The following is a 16,538-nucleotide window of genomic DNA, read 5'->3' as shown; positions in this document are numbered from 1 at the left end:
ACTATAAAATGGTTTTAATTCTTTTTTTCAAATCTGGCACCACTTCTGACTCAAACCAAGGATTTTTGGCCATCCAGATTTGATTTCGTGGTGAGGGGTGAACTAGTGGAAAATAGGTTGGCAGATAGTCTTTATAGTGTTTCACCCTCTCCGTTACCTTCCCACTGATTTTCTCCTGTAAATAGTAGGCTTGGGCATATTGCCCAATCAAGAGGGTTAACTGAATATCAGGCAATTCCTGTAAGAGCTGCGGATGCCATTTTTCTGCAAAACCAGTTCGCGGTGGCAGGTCGCCTGACTTACCATGCCCTGGAAAGTAGAAATCCATAGGCAAAACAGCAAAATAACCTGAATTGTAAAAGGCATCTTCATCCACACCTAGCCAGTCTCTCAGGCGGTCACCACTCTTATCCTTCCAGTAAAGGCCTGCCTCCTGTGTTTTAAGCCCCGGTGCTTGACCGATGATATTGATGCGAGCAGTCTTTGGTGCTGCAAAAAGAGGCTCGATGCCACGCTCTGTATAGCTAGCATTCTGCGGATCCGCCATGATAGCCTGCTTGATTCTTTCAATTTGAGACATCTACTTTCCCTCCAAAAAGAAGTCCAAGCATACAATCTCAGACTTCTATCGTTTTATTTGATCAATTCATAAATAGCTTTGGCATAGATTGCTGCTGCTCGGAAGAGATCATCCAAGGCGATAAATTCATTGGCTTGGTGCATGGTGTCAATTGAGTCTGGGAACATAGCACCATAGGCAACTCCGCGCTCTAACAAGCGACCAAAGGTTCCACCACCGATAACTTGCTCGTGACCTTTAAGGCCAGTTTGTTTTTCATAGACATTCAACAAGGTTTGCACAAGTGGATCTTCCATTGGCACATAGTGAGGCGTGTGACCATGTTCTGATAGACTGACAGAAGCAACTGGCAAGTTTTCTAGGATTGACTTGATTTGTTCTGGACTTGTTCCTTTTGGATAGCGGATATTAAGGGCAATGGTATTATCAGCACTTGTTTCATCGAAGCGGAAGACGCCAGCATTCATAGAAAGAGCACCCATCTTTTCATCCACATGAGCAATCTTGAGATTTTCACCCTCATGATCGTTCAATAGAATTTTACCTGCGATGTCAAGGTAGTCTTTGGCTGGACCAGCAAAGCCAAACTGGCTGAGGAAGAGGGCAAGGTAAGTTGCGCCATTGACACCTGAAGCAGGCATAGCACCATGGGCTGATTTACCAATGATCGTCACCTTGTATTGGCCAGCTTCTTCTTGGAGTTCTCCTCTAAGTTTGTGTTCTGCAACAAAGGCATCTAGTTTAGCTTGCAAGTCAGCTAAATCACCTGAAACGACTGCTGTTGCTGATTCTGGTACCATGTTTTCACGTAAACCACCTGTAAAGCTGTGAAGACGGGCAGCACCTGTATTTTCTCCTGCAAAGTGGAGGTATTCCGTGATATTTCCTTTTTCACCATTGATGATTGGAAATTCAGCATCTGGTGAGAAACCGAAATCTGGTTTGGCAAGTCCTACGTGCTCAAAGTAGTAGTCCATGTCTGCCCAACCTGATTCTTCGTCTGTTCCAACGATGAAGCGAACTTTCTTAGAAGTTGGAAGGCCCAATTCTTTGATGATTTTCAAACCATAGTAGCAAGCTGTTGTAGGTCCCTTGTCATCTGAAGCCCCACGCGCATAAAGGCGACCATCTTTGATAGTTGGTGTGTAAGGGTCTGTGTCCCAACCGCTACCAGCAGGCACCACATCCATGTGGGCAAAGATTCCGAGAACTTCTTCTCCATCACCAAACTCAAAATGTCCTGCGTAGTTATCGACATTCTTAGTTGGGTAGCCATCACGGTCTGCGATTTCAAGGAATTTCTCCAAGGCTTTTACTGGACCAGGCCCAAATGGATGTTCAGCATCAACCTTGCTGTCATCACGTTCTGAATTGATTTCCAAAAGGCTAAACAAGTCAGCCAAGAGGTCTTCTTTGCGTTTTTCTACTTCTGCTGTAAAATCAATTGCTGTCATTTTTTCTTCTTTCTATCTTTTCTCGATGATTTCATCTACTGGCAAGCGGTAGCTTGGTTCCAATTTTTCGTCTGTATAACCCACTGTGATCAAGAGTTCTGGGCGGAAGCGGTTTTCGATTTCCAAAACTTCGTTGACTTTTGATTTGTCAAAACCAAGGATAATGTTGGAACCAATCCCTTGGTCTGTAAGAGCAAGAACCAAGTTCATAGCAACCAAACCTGCATTGAGGGCTAGGTAGTCGCTGACTTGTTGCTCACTGTAACGGGCAAACTCAGCTGGCAGATTTTTCATAAAATATTGAAGTTGCTCTTCAGAAAAGTTATTAGCACCACCAACACGGGCAATCTTACGAGCACGTTTGGCTAAGTCCGTATCTGTAAACAAGGCAATGGTTACAGGCGCTGATGATACCTGCTCAAAGTTTGAACCATAAGCCAACTTTGCCAGTTCAGCATTTTTCTCACGTACCACCACAAATTTCCAAGGCTGGCTGTTGTGGGCACTTGGTGCCAAGGTTGCAATTTCGATAGCCGTACGCACATCTTTTGGATCAACTGGCTTATCAGTGAAATGCTTAGTCGCATGACGTTTTTTATTTAATTCAAGAAATTTCATAATCGATTTCCTTTTCTAATTCTACTGCTTCCATTCTACCATAATTTGAAAGAGCTTGCAGGGATTTTTCATGATTAAGTTTTTCTATCACAGACATAAAAGATATATATTGGTTTATCAGGAACATTTCTGATAAACTAGCAAGTACTTTACATTTGAATGGAGACAGTATGAAAAAATTTAGCCTATTACTAGCTATCCTACCATTTTTGGTTGCCTGTGGGAATCAAGCTACACCCAAAGAGACTAGCGCTCAAAAGACAATCGTCCTTGCTACAGCTGGCGACGTGCCGCCATTTGACTACGAAGACAAGGGAAATCTGACAGGCTTCGATATCGAAGTTCTAAAAGCAGTGGATGAAAAACTCAGCGACTACGAGATTCAATTCCAAAGAACTGCCTGGGAAAGTATCTTCCCTGGACTTGATTCTGGTCACTATCAGGCTGCGGCCAATAACTTGAGTTACACAAAAGAGCGTGCTGAAAAATACCTTTACTCGCTTCCAATTTCCAACAATCCCCTCGTCCTTGTCAGCAACAAGAAAAATCCTTTGACTTCTCTTGACCAGATCGCTGGTAAAACAACACAAGAGGATACCGGAACTTCTAACGCTCAATTCATCAATCACTGGAATCAGAAACACACTGATAATCCCGCTACAATTGATTTTTCTGGTGAGGATATTGGTAAACGAATCCTAGACCTTGCTAACGGAGAGTTTGATTTCCTAGTTTTTGACAAGGTATCCGTTCAAAAGATTATCAAGGACCGTGGTTTAGACCTCTCAGTCGTTGATTTATCTTCTGCAGATAGCCCCAGCAATTATATCATTTTCTCAAGCGACCAAAAAGAGTTTAAAGAGAAATTTGATAAAGCGCTCAAAGAACTCTATCAAGACGGAACCCTCGAAAAACTCAGCAATACCTATCTAGGTGGTTCTTACCTCCCAGATCAATCTCAGTTACAATAATACTCTTCGAAAATCTCTTCAAACCACGTCAGCTTTATCTGCAACCTCAAAGCTGTGCTTTGAGCAACCTACGGCTAGCTTCCTAGTTTGCTCTTTGATTTTCATTGAGTATAAGATATACTAAGAGCGATTGGACCAGCCAATCGCTTTTTTAGTTTGCATTGGCTATTTTAGGAAACTCTTACAAAAAATCAAAAAAATTCTTCACATCCTCTACATACCCATGCTTTTCTATTAAGCTGGCTAAAAGTTCCAGATTGTGCCCCTGATAGTTATCGTCACGACGCAGTTCTTCATACATTTCAATAAAGGGAAGCCCCTTGGACTTGGCCAATTCTAACTCAGCCTCGTAATCATAAGCAACTTTACGAAATTGGATATTGACCAATTCCCCATCTTCAACTTCTATCACGGCATACTGGGCACGGTGATTTTTTAACGCCTCCCAATTAAAATAGGGCATGCCAATCGACCCTGGATTGATGATTTGTTGCCCTTGACTTCCATAACGAAGCAACTGCTTGTGAACATGACCATAAACTGCCACGTCCGTTTCCGCATCTAGCAGTTGGTCAAATTTCTCTGTATCATTCTCAACTAGCAAGTCACCACCATAGTTCTTATTTGGCAAATTATGAGAGATAGAAAAGCGCAATCCGTCAATTTCTTTCTTTTCCAGCAAAGGCAAGCTTCGTAGCCAGACAATCGTTGCAGGATCCATTCGCTCCATCAAAAACTGGGTCATGCGCATTGACTGGATTTCTTTCGGATATTCCAAACCATATTCGCCATCCAAGACCTCCAGGACACGATCATCCCAATTGCCTCGAACACTTGCTGTGATAGGAAGGTCCTTTAGCAGGGCGACTAAGTCATTTACGGCCTGGACCAGGAAGAAAAATATCTCCCAGAAGCCAGTATTCACTGACTCCTTGATTTTTAGCATCTGCAATCACTGCTTCTAGCGCCGTCGCATTGCCATGAATATCTGATAAAATTGCAATTTTATGGTTCATTGTGGTTTCCTTCCGTTTGGTAATCTACTCTTTCTTCCGCCACTTGAAGCAAGATTTCTGTTTCCTGCGGGTTCAACTTGGTTTGCACAGCCTCTGCTACTGCTCTTGGTACTCCAACTTCGACAATCTCATCCACACTGGCTTCCTTGATTTTGGTCAGAGACTTGAAGTGCCTCATGAGATTTTGCTTGCGTTTAGGTCCCAGACCATCAATCCCATCCAATTGAGATGAGAAAGAATTTTTGGAGCGCAGTTGGCGGTGGAAGGTAATGGCAAAGCGGTGCACCTCATCTTGGATGCGTTGGAGGAGGAAAAATTCCTGAGAATTGCGAGACAAGTCCACCACCTCAAGCGGATCTCCAAAGAGCAGTTCATGGGTTTGGTGCTTATCATTCTTTTGCAGCCCAGCAATTGGAATATCCAAGCCCAGTTCCTCTTGGATAACCTGCTTAGCGATATTGACTTGACCTTGCCCCCCATCAATCACAATCAAATCTGGAGGAGTCAAAGCCTCACGCTGTACTCGACCATAGCGTCTGCGAATGACCTCTCTCATGCTGGCATAGTCGTCTGGTCCAACAACCGTTTTTATCTTGTACTTACGGTAATCCTTCTTACTCGGTTTACCGTTGACAAAGACCACCATAGCCGAAACAGGGCTAGTTCCCATGATATTAGAGTTATCGAAGGACTCGATACGTACTGGGGTCGGGATTTGGAGCAAACGTCCTAGATTTTCAATAGCTCCTTGGGTCTTCTCGACAGATTTCTCTAGCAGGTTAAATTTCTGCTCCAGACTAACACGTGCATTTTTTATGGCTAGATTGACCAGCTGTTTTTTCTCTCCACGTTGGGGTTTGAGAATCTTGGTATCCACCAAAGCCTTGACAGCTTCTTCGTCAATATCCTGCGGAATCAGTACCTCATTGGGAACTAGGTGAGATTTTTCTTGATAGAATTGTCCTACATAGGTCAAAAAATCCTCATCTGGATCATTGAAGTAGGGGAAGAGATTGACATCGCGCTCGATGAGCTTACCCTGACGGACAAAGAAAACCTGCACACACATCCAGCCCTTATCCACATAGTAGCCAAAGACATCGCGATTTTGGAGATCCTTAGCCATGACCCGTTGCTTGGTTCGAAGCGTTCCAATAGCCTGAATCAGGTCACGGTATTCCGCCGCACGTTCAAACTCCATAGTCTGGGCTGCCGCTGCCATTTTGCCCTTTAGCTCATCAATGATTTTGTTATCCTGCCCTTTCAGAAAATCAGAAACCTCCTGGGCCATAGACTTGAAATAAGTCTCATCCTTCTTACAGATGGTGTGGGCCATGCATTGACCGATATGGTAATAAAAACAGACCTTAGAGGGCGGGTTGGTACACTTACGAAAAGGGAATATCCGATCCAGCAACCGCTTGATTTCATTGGCTGCCCCCACATCGGGATAGGGTCCAAAATAAAGACCTCCGTCCTTTTTGACCTGACGAGTGATAATCAAGCGTGGATAGCGCTCATTGGTGATTTTGATGAAAGGATAGGACTTGTCATCCTTGAGCATGATATTGTACTTGGGCTTGTTTTCCTTGATCAGGTTGATTTCTAGGAGAAGTGCCTCAATATTAGACTCCGTAACAATAAATTCAAAATCCACAATTTCAGACACCAGAGCCTCTGTCTTGGTATCATGACTTCCACGAAAATAGGACCGTACTCGATTACGCAGATTTTTAGCCTTTCCTACATAGATAATGGTGCCATTTTTATCCTTATGAATGTAGCAACCAGGGCTGGTCGGCAAGAGCTCTAGTTTTGATTTAATCAAGTTGTTCATAGTTCCATTATAGCAAAAAAAGTAGGGAAAGATAGTACCCTACTCACTAGTCTCATATATTTTTCGGAGGTTTGCAACATCCTCTTCCTGGATACCATAAAAGGAACCTGCTGGTTGCATGACAGACTTCTCATCTGTATGGTCCAAGCCAATCGCATGACCTAACTCATGTTCTGCCGTATGGACAAGGCGTTCATAGGAGTAGCCATAGTATGGATTGGACAAATAATAATGATTCAACCGCACCGTTACGGACAAGAATTGCCCTGTTAAGAGATTAGTTTGACTTTCCGCCTCTCCTGCCACAGGAGTGCCTCCGTCGTTCATCTCCGTAGCCGTAATATCCGCCTTACTAGACTCAGTCACGAGTTCAAAGTTAAAAGCACCAGTTTGATTCCAGTTCTGGATTGCTTCTAAATAAGCCTCTTGAAAGCGTGAATCCATCTGCGGATCCAGGTAAATACGAGCAGAGGCCTGTGCCCACCTTCCTTCAGAATGCTGGTGACTATCTGTCTGGCTTAACTTAGGCAGTTGCCCTGTTTTCTCCCATTGGTCAATACTTTGTTGACCAATTTTTACTGACCGTTCTGCTTGCTTTAGCGCTCCTTGAAAATCCCCGTTCAGATACCAGAGAAGTCCGAAAGCAAGCACACATAAGAGCACAACTATCCAAACCAGACGCCAAAACAAACGCCACACAAAAGAAAAGAAAGCCCCTATCAAACGAAAAAGCCAGCGCATGTCTCTCCACCTTTCTAGCAAATAAGAATTATTTTACTAAAAGAAGCTAAAAGAAATCTAAATACTGACTTTTTCATCTTAACGTCCTACTATTTTTTTGAGTAACTGGATAGCTTTGTATTTTAAAGGCGATGGATGGTAACGGAAAGTACCCGCTTTGCGTACAATATAGCCATTAAAATTCTGTTTAAAACGCAAAACACCATCACTTCCATCAAAAATCCCTTGAATGCCTAGGAAGTTGTATTTAGGTATTCCACGTTTTATGCTTTCCAACATAACATATTTTTGAAGCAGTGCAGGGGCATAGAACTTATTAAACTCAGTGTAGGAACCACTAAAGAGATAAGTCGTTTCCTGAGGCATATAAACAAATAAACTACCAGCTAAAACAATATCTTCTTCTCCATATTTTTCAATCAAGTCTCGCGCTTCTGCTTTTCGAACTTCAAACGTTTCAAATTGACTAGAATATTCTCTCAGTTGATTTTGTTTTTTCTCAGAATGAGGATTTTTACTCAAATCAAGTCGCAACTTGTCCAATTTTTCTTCTAGTTTACTTTGTTCACCTTGCAATTTGCTCATATACTCCGAAAAATTCAAGCTTGCTATGAGAAACTCCGCTTGTTCTCCAAAAGTATCATAAAAATGCTCATAATATTCTAAACTTTTATCACTATATTCTCTACGTTCAGAGGTTTCTTTTGTTATATTCTTAAAAATCGATAGTTCTTCACGTTTTAACTTTTTCAACCGAATGCCAAAGGTTTCAGCCTTTTTCACCAAGGGTTTACCCTTTTTGCTAAAACTTTTAAGCAAACTCTTTTCAGTTAATTCAGTTAAATCTTTATAGTATAACCAATCTGGTTCTCCACCTGGGTAACCTGTTGTTAAGCCATCAAATTGATAACCTAAATCAGTCAAACCTTGAATAATACTTTTTTTCTCAGCATCTATTGGATTACCTTGGCTATCAAAAGTTTGATAAGTTTCATAAGGTTTTACAAGCAACTCTAATACACCATTTTGCTTGGCATATTCTTTTAACTCTGCATAAAAAACTGGAAGAGCATCTTGTTGGGTATAAATCGGCCCCGAATTGAGTTCCATATGCAGACCACCCAGCATGGGCAAGCTATAAACCAGAGCTGCAACTTGAATTTCTCCTTCTTGTTTCAAAGCAAGATAAACAATTCGAGCCCCTCTTTTTTCTAGCAAATCCCCCATCTGGACAGATTGCATAAAGGAACGAGAAGAAACCTGATCAGAATAAGTCTGAAACTCTTCTTTCGTGAGTGTTGTTAGTGCCATATACTTACTTTCTATGTTTTTTTCTTAATGTTTTACGGAAATCAAGAGCAAGTCTTAACAGAGGATAGAGAGGATGAGTGGGCATTGTAAATTCACCCAAGTATTCTTCAATCGTTGGATTAAATTTTTCCTTAAAATGATAAAGTCCACCATTGAGAGAGTTTTCAACACCACCTAAATTTTGCCAGACCATACCTCGCTCAAAGGCATAGCGAGCCGTTTCATACCATGTTAAAATTGGTGCATTGTAACGTTTAAAATCATCATCCATACCAGCATATATATTGACAGAGGTAGTACCAAATTCCAAACTCAAAGTAGCCGCTAAAGGAACTCTCGCTTGACCTACATCTATATATTCCTGCAAGAAGGTCAATTCCTCTAACAAACGTTCTTTTTCCTTCTTCTGCGCTTCTACTTTTGAAGTTCGAGTCGACTCAGTAAAGGTCTCTTCCAAGGCTCTATTTTTCGCTAACTGTTCTTCTAACTCTTGCGAACGTTTAGAAACATCCAAGGTGGCCAAGGTGATATAGGCCTTGTCCTTAAAATTATCTAACAATTTTTTATAATAGGCTTCATTCCTCAAATGAATCTCTTTTCGCTTCTCAGTTTTTTTCATCAACTCCGAAAATGAATCTAATAGTTCCAGTCCACCATATTGAATCTCAAGCCCTTTGTTTCGTGCTGTTCGAATAGCCTGTTTTGTTGACTTGGAAAGTTTATCTTCTTCAAAATTTTCCTTGTATATTTTCGCCTGAATACGAGGTTGAATGGTGTCTCCCATTTCCTCCGTTTTTCCTGACCACCTTACTCCCATTTGTTGCAAACTATCAATAATAGCCAGATTTTCAGGAAATTCTGTCTTTTCCTGATTGATTAAACTTTGAGATAGGCAAATACTTGGGTCAAAAGTCACAAAAACCGCTCTCTTACTGCGAGCATAGGACTTAATAGACTGAATGGCAAAATTCAAGAGTTCTTTATCCCCATAATCCAATATAGGTCCTCTTGGGATGTAAAACATTTTATAGCCTAGCGGAAGAGTTCTAATCAAAATACTAGCTGTCGCCAGTAATTTTTCTTCCCTGTAAACACCAAACTTCTCATGTTGCCAATTAGACTTAACTTCCTCCCAAGCACTACTTTGTAATACATTGGCTAATTCATGTTCTTTGACAAACTGATCATATTCTAATGTGGGAATGCCAATTTGATAACGGTACATTTCCTACTCTCTTTCCTCCAGTATTTTATTACTATTCTACTACTTTCGTTTGAAAAGTCTAGTGAAAACATATTTTATTTTAGTTCTACTCCCCCTATGCTGAAGTTCAAACTAAGTCAGTCTCTCTTCTAATTTGAAATCAATTGGTAGGGTTGTTAAAAAAACTTCCAATTGTTTTTCCCAGTAGTACCACTCGTGAGTTCCAGCGCTATGGCTATAGGTCACATCAAAACCTAGTTTTTTGAGATTTTTCACTGCGAGATTATTGGCTTCGTACAAGAAATCCTGTTCGCCACACCACGCCCAAAGTTTGGTCTTTTTATCCGATTTTTTAGCCAGACTTTCAAGAGAATAGGGACTAGTTGTCCAGTCTCTAATCTCTCCAAAAACACCTCTCCAGTAGGCTGGACTTCCCAGATTTTGACTTTCAGGAGAAAAGTTTTGAAAGCTGAGGGCACCTGAAAAACTAGCTGCATGAGAAAAACGATTTGTCGTAAGAGCCAGTTTGAAACAGCCGTAGCCTCCCATAGAAAGACCAGCTATAAAGGTCTTTTCACGCTTGCTAGTCATATTAGGGAAGAAGCGTTTCAGAACCTGTGGCAATTCCTCTGCTAGAGCCATGTAGTAGTCAAAACCATACTGGGTATCGGTGTACCAACCATTGCTGGTATTGGGCATAACAACGATGAGATTAGTTCCTCGAAGCAAGCGTTCTACATTGGTCCGCTTAAGCCAACTATTATGATTTCCAGACATCCCGTGCAAAAGGTACAAGACGGGAATATCTTCACACTCTGGTTCTTCCACTCGATTGGCATCAGGGTAGAGGACATTCACCCCCCACTCCATATCCAATACTTGTGAGTAATACTCGATTTTCATTACTGCCATGATTTTCTCCTTCTATTTTTCTATAAGAAAAAGCCGAAACTCGACTTTCTCTCTGTTTATTTCAACGATTATTTTGCTTCCATGACTACTGGTAAAATAGCTGGACGACGCTTGGTTTGGTCAAAGAGATACTTGGTCAAATTATCTCGAACCTTCCCTTTAAGATCTGCCCAGTCAAAGTCATCTCCTTGCAAATAGTCTTCTACCGTTTGGTTAATCAATTCTGAACTTTCACGGAGAATATCGCGACTCTTCTTGAGATAAACAAATCCGCGCGTATGAACACGAGCCTTGGCTACAATTTTCTTCTCACGACGGTTAACTGTTATTGCTACGATGAAAATACCGTCCTCTGACAAGACCTTACGGTCACGAAGAACCACATTACCAACATCACCAATGGCATTCCCGTCAATCAAGACATCCCCTGCCGAAACCGCTCCAGCTGGGACAAAGTCTCCATTCTCATAAGCCATGCTGGTTCCCTTTTTAGGGATGAAAATGCGTTCTGGCAGCATCCCGACCGCCATAGCCGCCTTAGCATGGGCATCCAACTCACGGTATTCCCCTTGAATTGGGAAGAGATACTTGGGTTGCAAGAGATTGATCATCAACTGCAAATCACGCGCATTTCCATGCCCTGACACACGCAAGCTTTGGGTGATCAATTTGACAACTCCACCAGCTTGGTAAATCATGTTTTCCACACGCGCCATAACTGCTTCTTTAGCGATAGACGGAGTGGTTACGATATAAACTAGATCACCGTCCTTAATTTCCACATAACGGTGGCGACCAATCGACATCTTGCGAAGACCATTGATAGGCTCACCCATACGGCCTGTCTCAAGGATAATCAACTCATGGTCTTCAAAACGAGACATATCTTTCGGCTTAATCAAAAGACTCTCGTTAGCTAAAGACAACTTCTTAAGACGAATAGCAGTGCGGACGATATTTTCAATATCAAATCCTGTCAAAACCACACGACGGCCTGTTGCATCCGCAGCATCAAACACCTGCTGGATACGAGAAAGGTTGCTGGCTACTGCTGCGACGATAATACGTCCATCCCAATCAGAAATGGTTTGAGTGATTTCATCCCCAACTTCACTTTCACTAGCCACTTGGATATTGCTATCCGCATTGGCTGAATCGCTAAGAAGAGCCAAAACTCCATCACGACCGATTTCTGCCAAGCGAGCGAAGTCTGTCGCGTAAGATTCACTAGCTGTCTGGTCAAATTTGAAGTCACCTGTATAAACGATGCTACCTTCAGCTGTCTTCAAGACAACACCCAAACTTTCTGGGATAGAGTGGGTCGTACGGAAGAAGGACACCACAGTTCCTCCAAAATCTATCTCCGTATCCTCATCGATGACATGAAAATCATTGAATTTCTTAACTGTGTCATTTCCTTTGACAAAGAGTTTGGCCAACTCAATGGTCAGCTCAGACCCAAATACAGGTACCTTGGCTTCAGCCAAGAGATAAGGCAGAGCACCAATGGCATCCGCATGACCGTGAGTCAAGAAGACCCCAGCGATACGGTCGCTATTTTCAAAAAGGTAGTCCATATTGGGAATGACCACATCCACCCCTAGTTGTTCATTTTCAGGGTATTTTAGACCTGCATCCAAAACGAAAATAGACCCATCGATTTCAGCGATATACATATTTTTCCCATTTTCACGCACACCACCAAGTGTTGTTAAACTGATATTACTCATTTTTCCTCCGAAAGCTTAATTTATCTTGATTATAGGGTTGCTTACCCTCTTATTCTAAAAGCACTATTACTGTTAGCCGAATCTTTTCCTACCATTATACCATTTTTTTGATGATTTTCAAAATGAAGATTTGTTTTCAAAAAAGAGCTGGTTTCCCAACTCTTTCCTATGATCTACTCTTTTTCCATTAAAAAGTCATAAATTTCTTGCACGGTACCCAGCGCCATCATTTCTTGGTCTTTGACGGTTTGTTTGAGATTTTGGTAAATCTGACTTTCTCCGATTTCTCTCTTTGGCGCTTCTTTATTGACTGTCATAACCCCATCTTTGATCGTCACAAAGCCTAGTTCTTTAAAGACTTGAATCATCTTAACCAGCAAGATTTGTTGGATATTGAGATAAGCAGCCAAATCCTTGAGCTTGTAGCGAATGTCAAACTCTGGAAACTGGTAGATAGTCTTGTACAATTTGGCAAACTGCTCTCTAGTCCCATAGCCTGTCAGATAGTAGGCCTTGTCAATATCATTTTTGAAATAGACAGCGGAAAAATTCTGTTTCTGAAAAATGGTCTTCAGCTGAGTAATATCCTCTGGAATGGTTTTTACGACAACAGCTTCACTATTTACTAGACTCGGTAATTCTCCAGCAAAATCCAAGACTGGAACTCCTTCTGGCAAGACTGCATTCTTCCCACGGATGTTAAAAAGTTGAACACCCTCTACACGCGCATCCACCATCATCAATTGGAGGGCAGTTTGGCCATTCCATTGGTTGACAGACAATTTGACTGCCAGCTCTAGATTCTTGGTTTGAGCAAATTCTGTTGCCCATCTACCTTGTCCAAATGCTACCACTTCAAAACTCGCCTCACCTTTGGAAATTTTCAACTTGAGATGAGCATTGCCTGCCCCCATAGTACGGGCACTTTCGACCTGAAAATCCTTGATATAAAAGACAGGTTTCTGATTGTCCATTCCAAAAGGAGCTAAACGTTCAAAACTTTTGACCGTTTCCAAACTAAGTGTCTCCAAATCCAGTTCTTCATCTAGGTTTAACTTATTCTTGCCACCAGCATCTGCGCCTTTTTCACGGACATAGTCTTCTAAAATCTGAGATAAATCTGAAAGTTTCTCAACTTCCAGCGTCATTCCTGCAGCGCCAGCATGACCTCCAAAGGCGATGAAGAGGTCTCGATGAGGATCCAGAGCCTCAAAAATATCGACCGCTTCCACACTACGAGCACTGCCCTTGGCACGACCGTCTTCTATATTAAGAACAATGACTGTCTGTCCCAATTCTTCCAACAAACGACCAGCTACGATTCCTAGAACTCCAGGATTCCAGCCTTCCTTGGCCAAGACTTGGACCTTCTTCTCAGGGTCCACCATGGTCTTAGCTTCTTCATAGATAGACTGGACGATTTCCTTGCGCTCTTCGTTTTTCTGATGAATCATGAAAGCAATCTCATGCGCTTCCTCATCATCAAAGCCAGTCAACAAATCAATGGCTGGATTGGGATCATCCAAGCGACCCAAGGCATTCAAACGAGGGGCAATCTGGAAACCAACCGTTTCTTCTGTTACTTCGTTGACAGCAATCCCAGCCATGTCCAGCATTTCTTGTAGACCAATGCGCTGAGTGTGCCCCAACATTTCCAGACCATATTGAACCAATATACGGTTCTCATCTGTCAAACTCACCATATCAGCAATGGTGCCAATAGCGACCAAATCAAGCAATTCCACTTGCACTTCTTCTAACAGGGCACAAGCCAGCTTGAAGGCCACTCCACAACCAGCCAAATATTTGAAGGGATAGTCCGCATCTGGATGCTCAGGATGGACAATGGCATAGGCATTAGGGAGGGTTTCAGGCATGGAATGGTGGTCAGTCACAATGACATCTACTCCCATAGACTGAGCCAATGCAATAGCCTCATGACCAGCAACCCCATTGTCCACCGTCACAATCAAGGAAATCCCTTCTTGCTCGATAAAGTATTTATAAACACTAGCATTAGGGCCATAGCCATCGGTAAAACGATTTGGCAGGTAAACTCGGCACTCAGCACCAAGTTGTTCCAAACTTTCCTTCACAATCGAAGCCGAAGTCATGCCATCCGCATCGTAGTCTCCATAAACGAGAATATTTTCCCCTTCTTCAATGGCCTGACGAATCCGTTCCACTGCCTTGTCCATATCATGGAGCAGATAAGGGTCATGCAAATTCTCCAAGGAAGGTTCTAAAAACTTCTTCAGACTTTCTTGGTCCTGAATCCCTCTCTCAAACAATAACCGAGCCACCTCAGGACCCAGTCCAGCCTTCTTGGCTATCTTTGTAAAATCCGCATCTTCTACCTGCGGGGCAAACTGCCATTCATAAGTAGGTGTTATCAAAAAGACATCCACTCTTTCTAAGAATTCTATTGCTTCATTATAACATGATTTAGACGTTTTCTCTATCCAGATTGCTTTTTTATAAAATTTTAGTGAATTTTTTCAGATATGATTTGACAAGACAAATCTTTTGGTGCAGAATCATGTTATAAAATCTAATGCAAAGGAGACTCCTTATGGCTTTAGTAGAATTTGAACACGTCGAAAAATATTACGGAGACTACCACGCACTCCGCGACATCAATCTCCGTTTTGAAAAAGGACAAGTCGTTGTCCTACTCGGACCATCTGGTTCTGGAAAATCCACTCTTATCCGCACCATCAATGGTTTGGAGGCTGTTGACAAGGGAAGTCTTCTAGTCAATGGCCACCAAGTTGCTGGTGCCAGCCAGAAAGATTTGGTGCCTCTTCGTAAGGAAGTCGGCATGGTTTTCCAGCATTTTAACCTCTATCCGCATAAAACAGTGTTAGAAAACGTAACACTCGCACCCATAAAAGTTCTAGGAATTGATAAAAAAGAAGCTGAAAAAACAGCTCAAAAATATCTGGAATTTGTAAATATGTGGGATAAAAAAGATTCTTATCCAGCCATGCTATCTGGTGGACAAAAACAACGAATCGCCATTGCTCGTGGACTCGCTATGCATCCTGAACTCCTTCTCTTTGATGAGCCAACATCTGCCCTTGACCCTGAGACTATCGGAGATGTACTAGCAGTTATGCAAAAACTGGCGCATGACGGGATGAACATGATCATCGTTACCCATGAAATGGGCTTTGCCCGTGAAGTTGCTGACCGCATCATTCTCCCTCCTTTGACCAACCAAATTGTCAACCTCATCAAGAACACCTCAACAGTCGCTATCATCTCTGGAGTGGACTTGATGTTTGTGACCAAGTCTTGGTCAGCACTTAACGGAAACTACATTCCAGCCTTTCTAGGCGCTGCCCTTCTCTACTTTTCTCTATGCTTCCCTGTTGCCCAGTTTGGTCGCAAGATGGAACAAGCTAATAAAAAAGCCTATTCACTTTAGGAGGTTACTATGGAATCCATTTTAGAAGTTTTGACCCCAGATAACCTAGTCTTTATCTTTAAAGGATTTGGCTTGACCCTCTACATTTCTCTGATTGCCATCGTCCTCTCTACCCTTATCGGTACGGTGCTAGCTGTCATGAGAAATGGCAAAAATCCTGTCTTGCGCATTATTTCCAGCATTTATATCGAATTTGTGCGCAACGTTCCCAACCTTCTCTGGATCTTTACTATCTTTTTAATTTTCAAGATGAAATCCACTCCAGCAGGAATCACTGCCTTCACACTCTTTACATCAGCGGCTTTAGCTGAGATTATCCGAGGCGGTCTCAATGCCGTAGCCAAGGGGCAGTACGAAGCAGGAATGTCACAAGGCTTCACTTCAGCCCAAATCCTCTACTACATCATTCTCCCACAAGCCATTCGTAAAATGCTGCCAGCCATCATTTCTCAGTTTGTAACCGTGATTAAGGATACCAGTCTCCTCTACTCTGTTATCGCCCTACAAGAACTCTTTGGAGCCAGCCAAATTCTCATGGGCCGTTATTTCGAACCAGAGCAGGTCTTCAGTCTTTATATACTGATTGCCCTCATCTACTTCAGCTTTAACCTAGCCATTTCTAGCCTATCTCATATGCTAGCAAAACGTTGGCAACAAGCTGCAGAATAATACTCTTCGAAAATCTCTTCAAACCACGTCAGCTTCACCTTGCCGTATGTATGGTTACTGACTTC

12 protein-coding genes and 2 pseudogenes are annotated in these 16,538 nt (G+C 42.3%); 3 read left to right on the top strand and 11 right to left on the bottom strand.

Annotated features, from left to right (window positions below; all coding sequences use genetic code 11):
• Window position 1: 1 nt before the first annotated feature.
• Genes HT729_RS03180 through HT729_RS03170 form a run of 3 tightly spaced genes read right to left on the bottom strand, consistent with a single transcriptional unit; the run spans window position 2 to window position 2,652 of the window.
• Window positions 2-580, bottom strand: coding sequence for a uracil-DNA glycosylase family protein (locus HT729_RS03180; protein ID WP_023938999.1), 579 nt, complete (start codon window positions 578-580; stop codon window positions 2-4).
• Window positions 581-633: 53 nt separating this feature from the next.
• Entirely contained in the window at window positions 634-2,034 is a 1,401-nt protein-coding gene (gene pepV / locus HT729_RS03175; protein ID WP_172931650.1) for a dipeptidase PepV, read from the bottom strand.
• Between the two features lie 12 nt (window positions 2,035-2,046).
• Window positions 2,047-2,652 carry a nitroreductase family protein gene (locus HT729_RS03170; protein WP_172929927.1) on the bottom strand — a complete coding sequence of 202 codons (606 nt, stop codon included), beginning with the start codon at window positions 2,650-2,652 and terminating at the stop codon, window positions 2,047-2,049.
• A 170-nt stretch (window positions 2,653-2,822) separates the two neighbouring features.
• Between HT729_RS03170 and HT729_RS03165 the strand changes: the two genes are divergently transcribed.
• Window positions 2,823-3,623 (top strand): amino acid ABC transporter substrate-binding protein, encoded by an 801-nt coding sequence (locus HT729_RS03165; protein ID WP_044727743.1) that lies wholly within the window; start codon window positions 2,823-2,825, stop codon window positions 3,621-3,623.
• Between the two features lie 181 nt (window positions 3,624-3,804).
• Here HT729_RS03165 and HT729_RS03160 read toward each other — a convergent pair.
• The 8 genes and pseudogenes from HT729_RS03160 to recJ all read right to left on the bottom strand — a co-directional run bounded on the left by HT729_RS03160 (window position 3,805) and on the right by recJ (window position 14,770).
• Window positions 3,805-4,639: pseudogene (locus HT729_RS03160) on the bottom strand (metallophosphoesterase family protein).
• Window positions 4,629-6,476, bottom strand: coding sequence for an excinuclease ABC subunit UvrC (gene uvrC, locus HT729_RS03155; protein ID WP_050155234.1), 1,848 nt, complete (start codon window positions 6,474-6,476; stop codon window positions 4,629-4,631). Before uvrC ends, HT729_RS03160 begins: the two are co-directional and overlap by 11 nt.
• 39 nt (window positions 6,477-6,515) lie before the next feature.
• Window positions 6,516-7,217: a M57 family metalloprotease gene (locus HT729_RS03150; protein WP_001267410.1), complete on the bottom strand. Its 702-nt coding sequence runs from the start codon at window positions 7,215-7,217 to the stop codon at window positions 6,516-6,518.
• A 78-nt stretch (window positions 7,218-7,295) separates the two neighbouring features.
• Window positions 7,296-8,528 (bottom strand): peptidoglycan bridge formation alanyltransferase MurN, encoded by a 1,233-nt coding sequence (murN, locus tag HT729_RS03145; protein ID WP_001229511.1) that lies wholly within the window; start codon window positions 8,526-8,528, stop codon window positions 7,296-7,298.
• 4 nt (window positions 8,529-8,532) lie between these two features.
• Window positions 8,533-9,753, bottom strand: a complete 1,221-nt coding sequence (gene murM, locus HT729_RS03140; protein ID WP_000286563.1) for a peptidoglycan bridge formation alanyltransferase MurM — start codon at window positions 9,751-9,753, stop codon at window positions 8,533-8,535.
• Between the two features lie 111 nt (window positions 9,754-9,864).
• On the bottom strand, window positions 9,865-10,644 hold the full coding sequence (locus HT729_RS03135) for an alpha/beta hydrolase family protein (protein ID WP_000290013.1): 780 nt from the start codon (window positions 10,642-10,644) through the stop codon (window positions 9,865-9,867).
• Between the two features lie 68 nt (window positions 10,645-10,712).
• Window positions 10,713-12,374, bottom strand: coding sequence for a ribonuclease J (locus tag HT729_RS03130; RefSeq protein ID WP_000065614.1), 1,662 nt, complete (start codon window positions 12,372-12,374; stop codon window positions 10,713-10,715).
• A 173-nt stretch (window positions 12,375-12,547) separates the two neighbouring features.
• A complete protein-coding gene (recJ, locus tag HT729_RS03125; RefSeq protein WP_166730699.1) occupies window positions 12,548-14,770 on the bottom strand; it encodes a single-stranded-DNA-specific exonuclease RecJ in 2,223 nt (740 codons plus the stop codon).
• 176 nt (window positions 14,771-14,946) lie between these two features.
• Between recJ and HT729_RS03120 the strand changes: the two are divergent.
• Window positions 14,947-15,576: pseudogene (locus HT729_RS03120) on the top strand (amino acid ABC transporter ATP-binding protein); the annotation flags it as partial.
• Between the two features lie 237 nt (window positions 15,577-15,813).
• Window positions 15,814-16,473: an amino acid ABC transporter permease gene (locus tag HT729_RS03115; protein ID WP_000443886.1), complete on the top strand. Its 660-nt coding sequence runs from the start codon at window positions 15,814-15,816 to the stop codon at window positions 16,471-16,473.
• Window positions 16,474-16,538 lie beyond the last annotated feature (65 nt).

The sequence above is a fragment of the Streptococcus sp. 79 genome, from assembly GCF_013277425.1.
GTDB classification, from domain to species: domain Bacteria; phylum Bacillota; class Bacilli; order Lactobacillales; family Streptococcaceae; genus Streptococcus; species Streptococcus pseudopneumoniae.
This window is presented reverse-complemented; position numbering and strand designations above follow the sequence as displayed.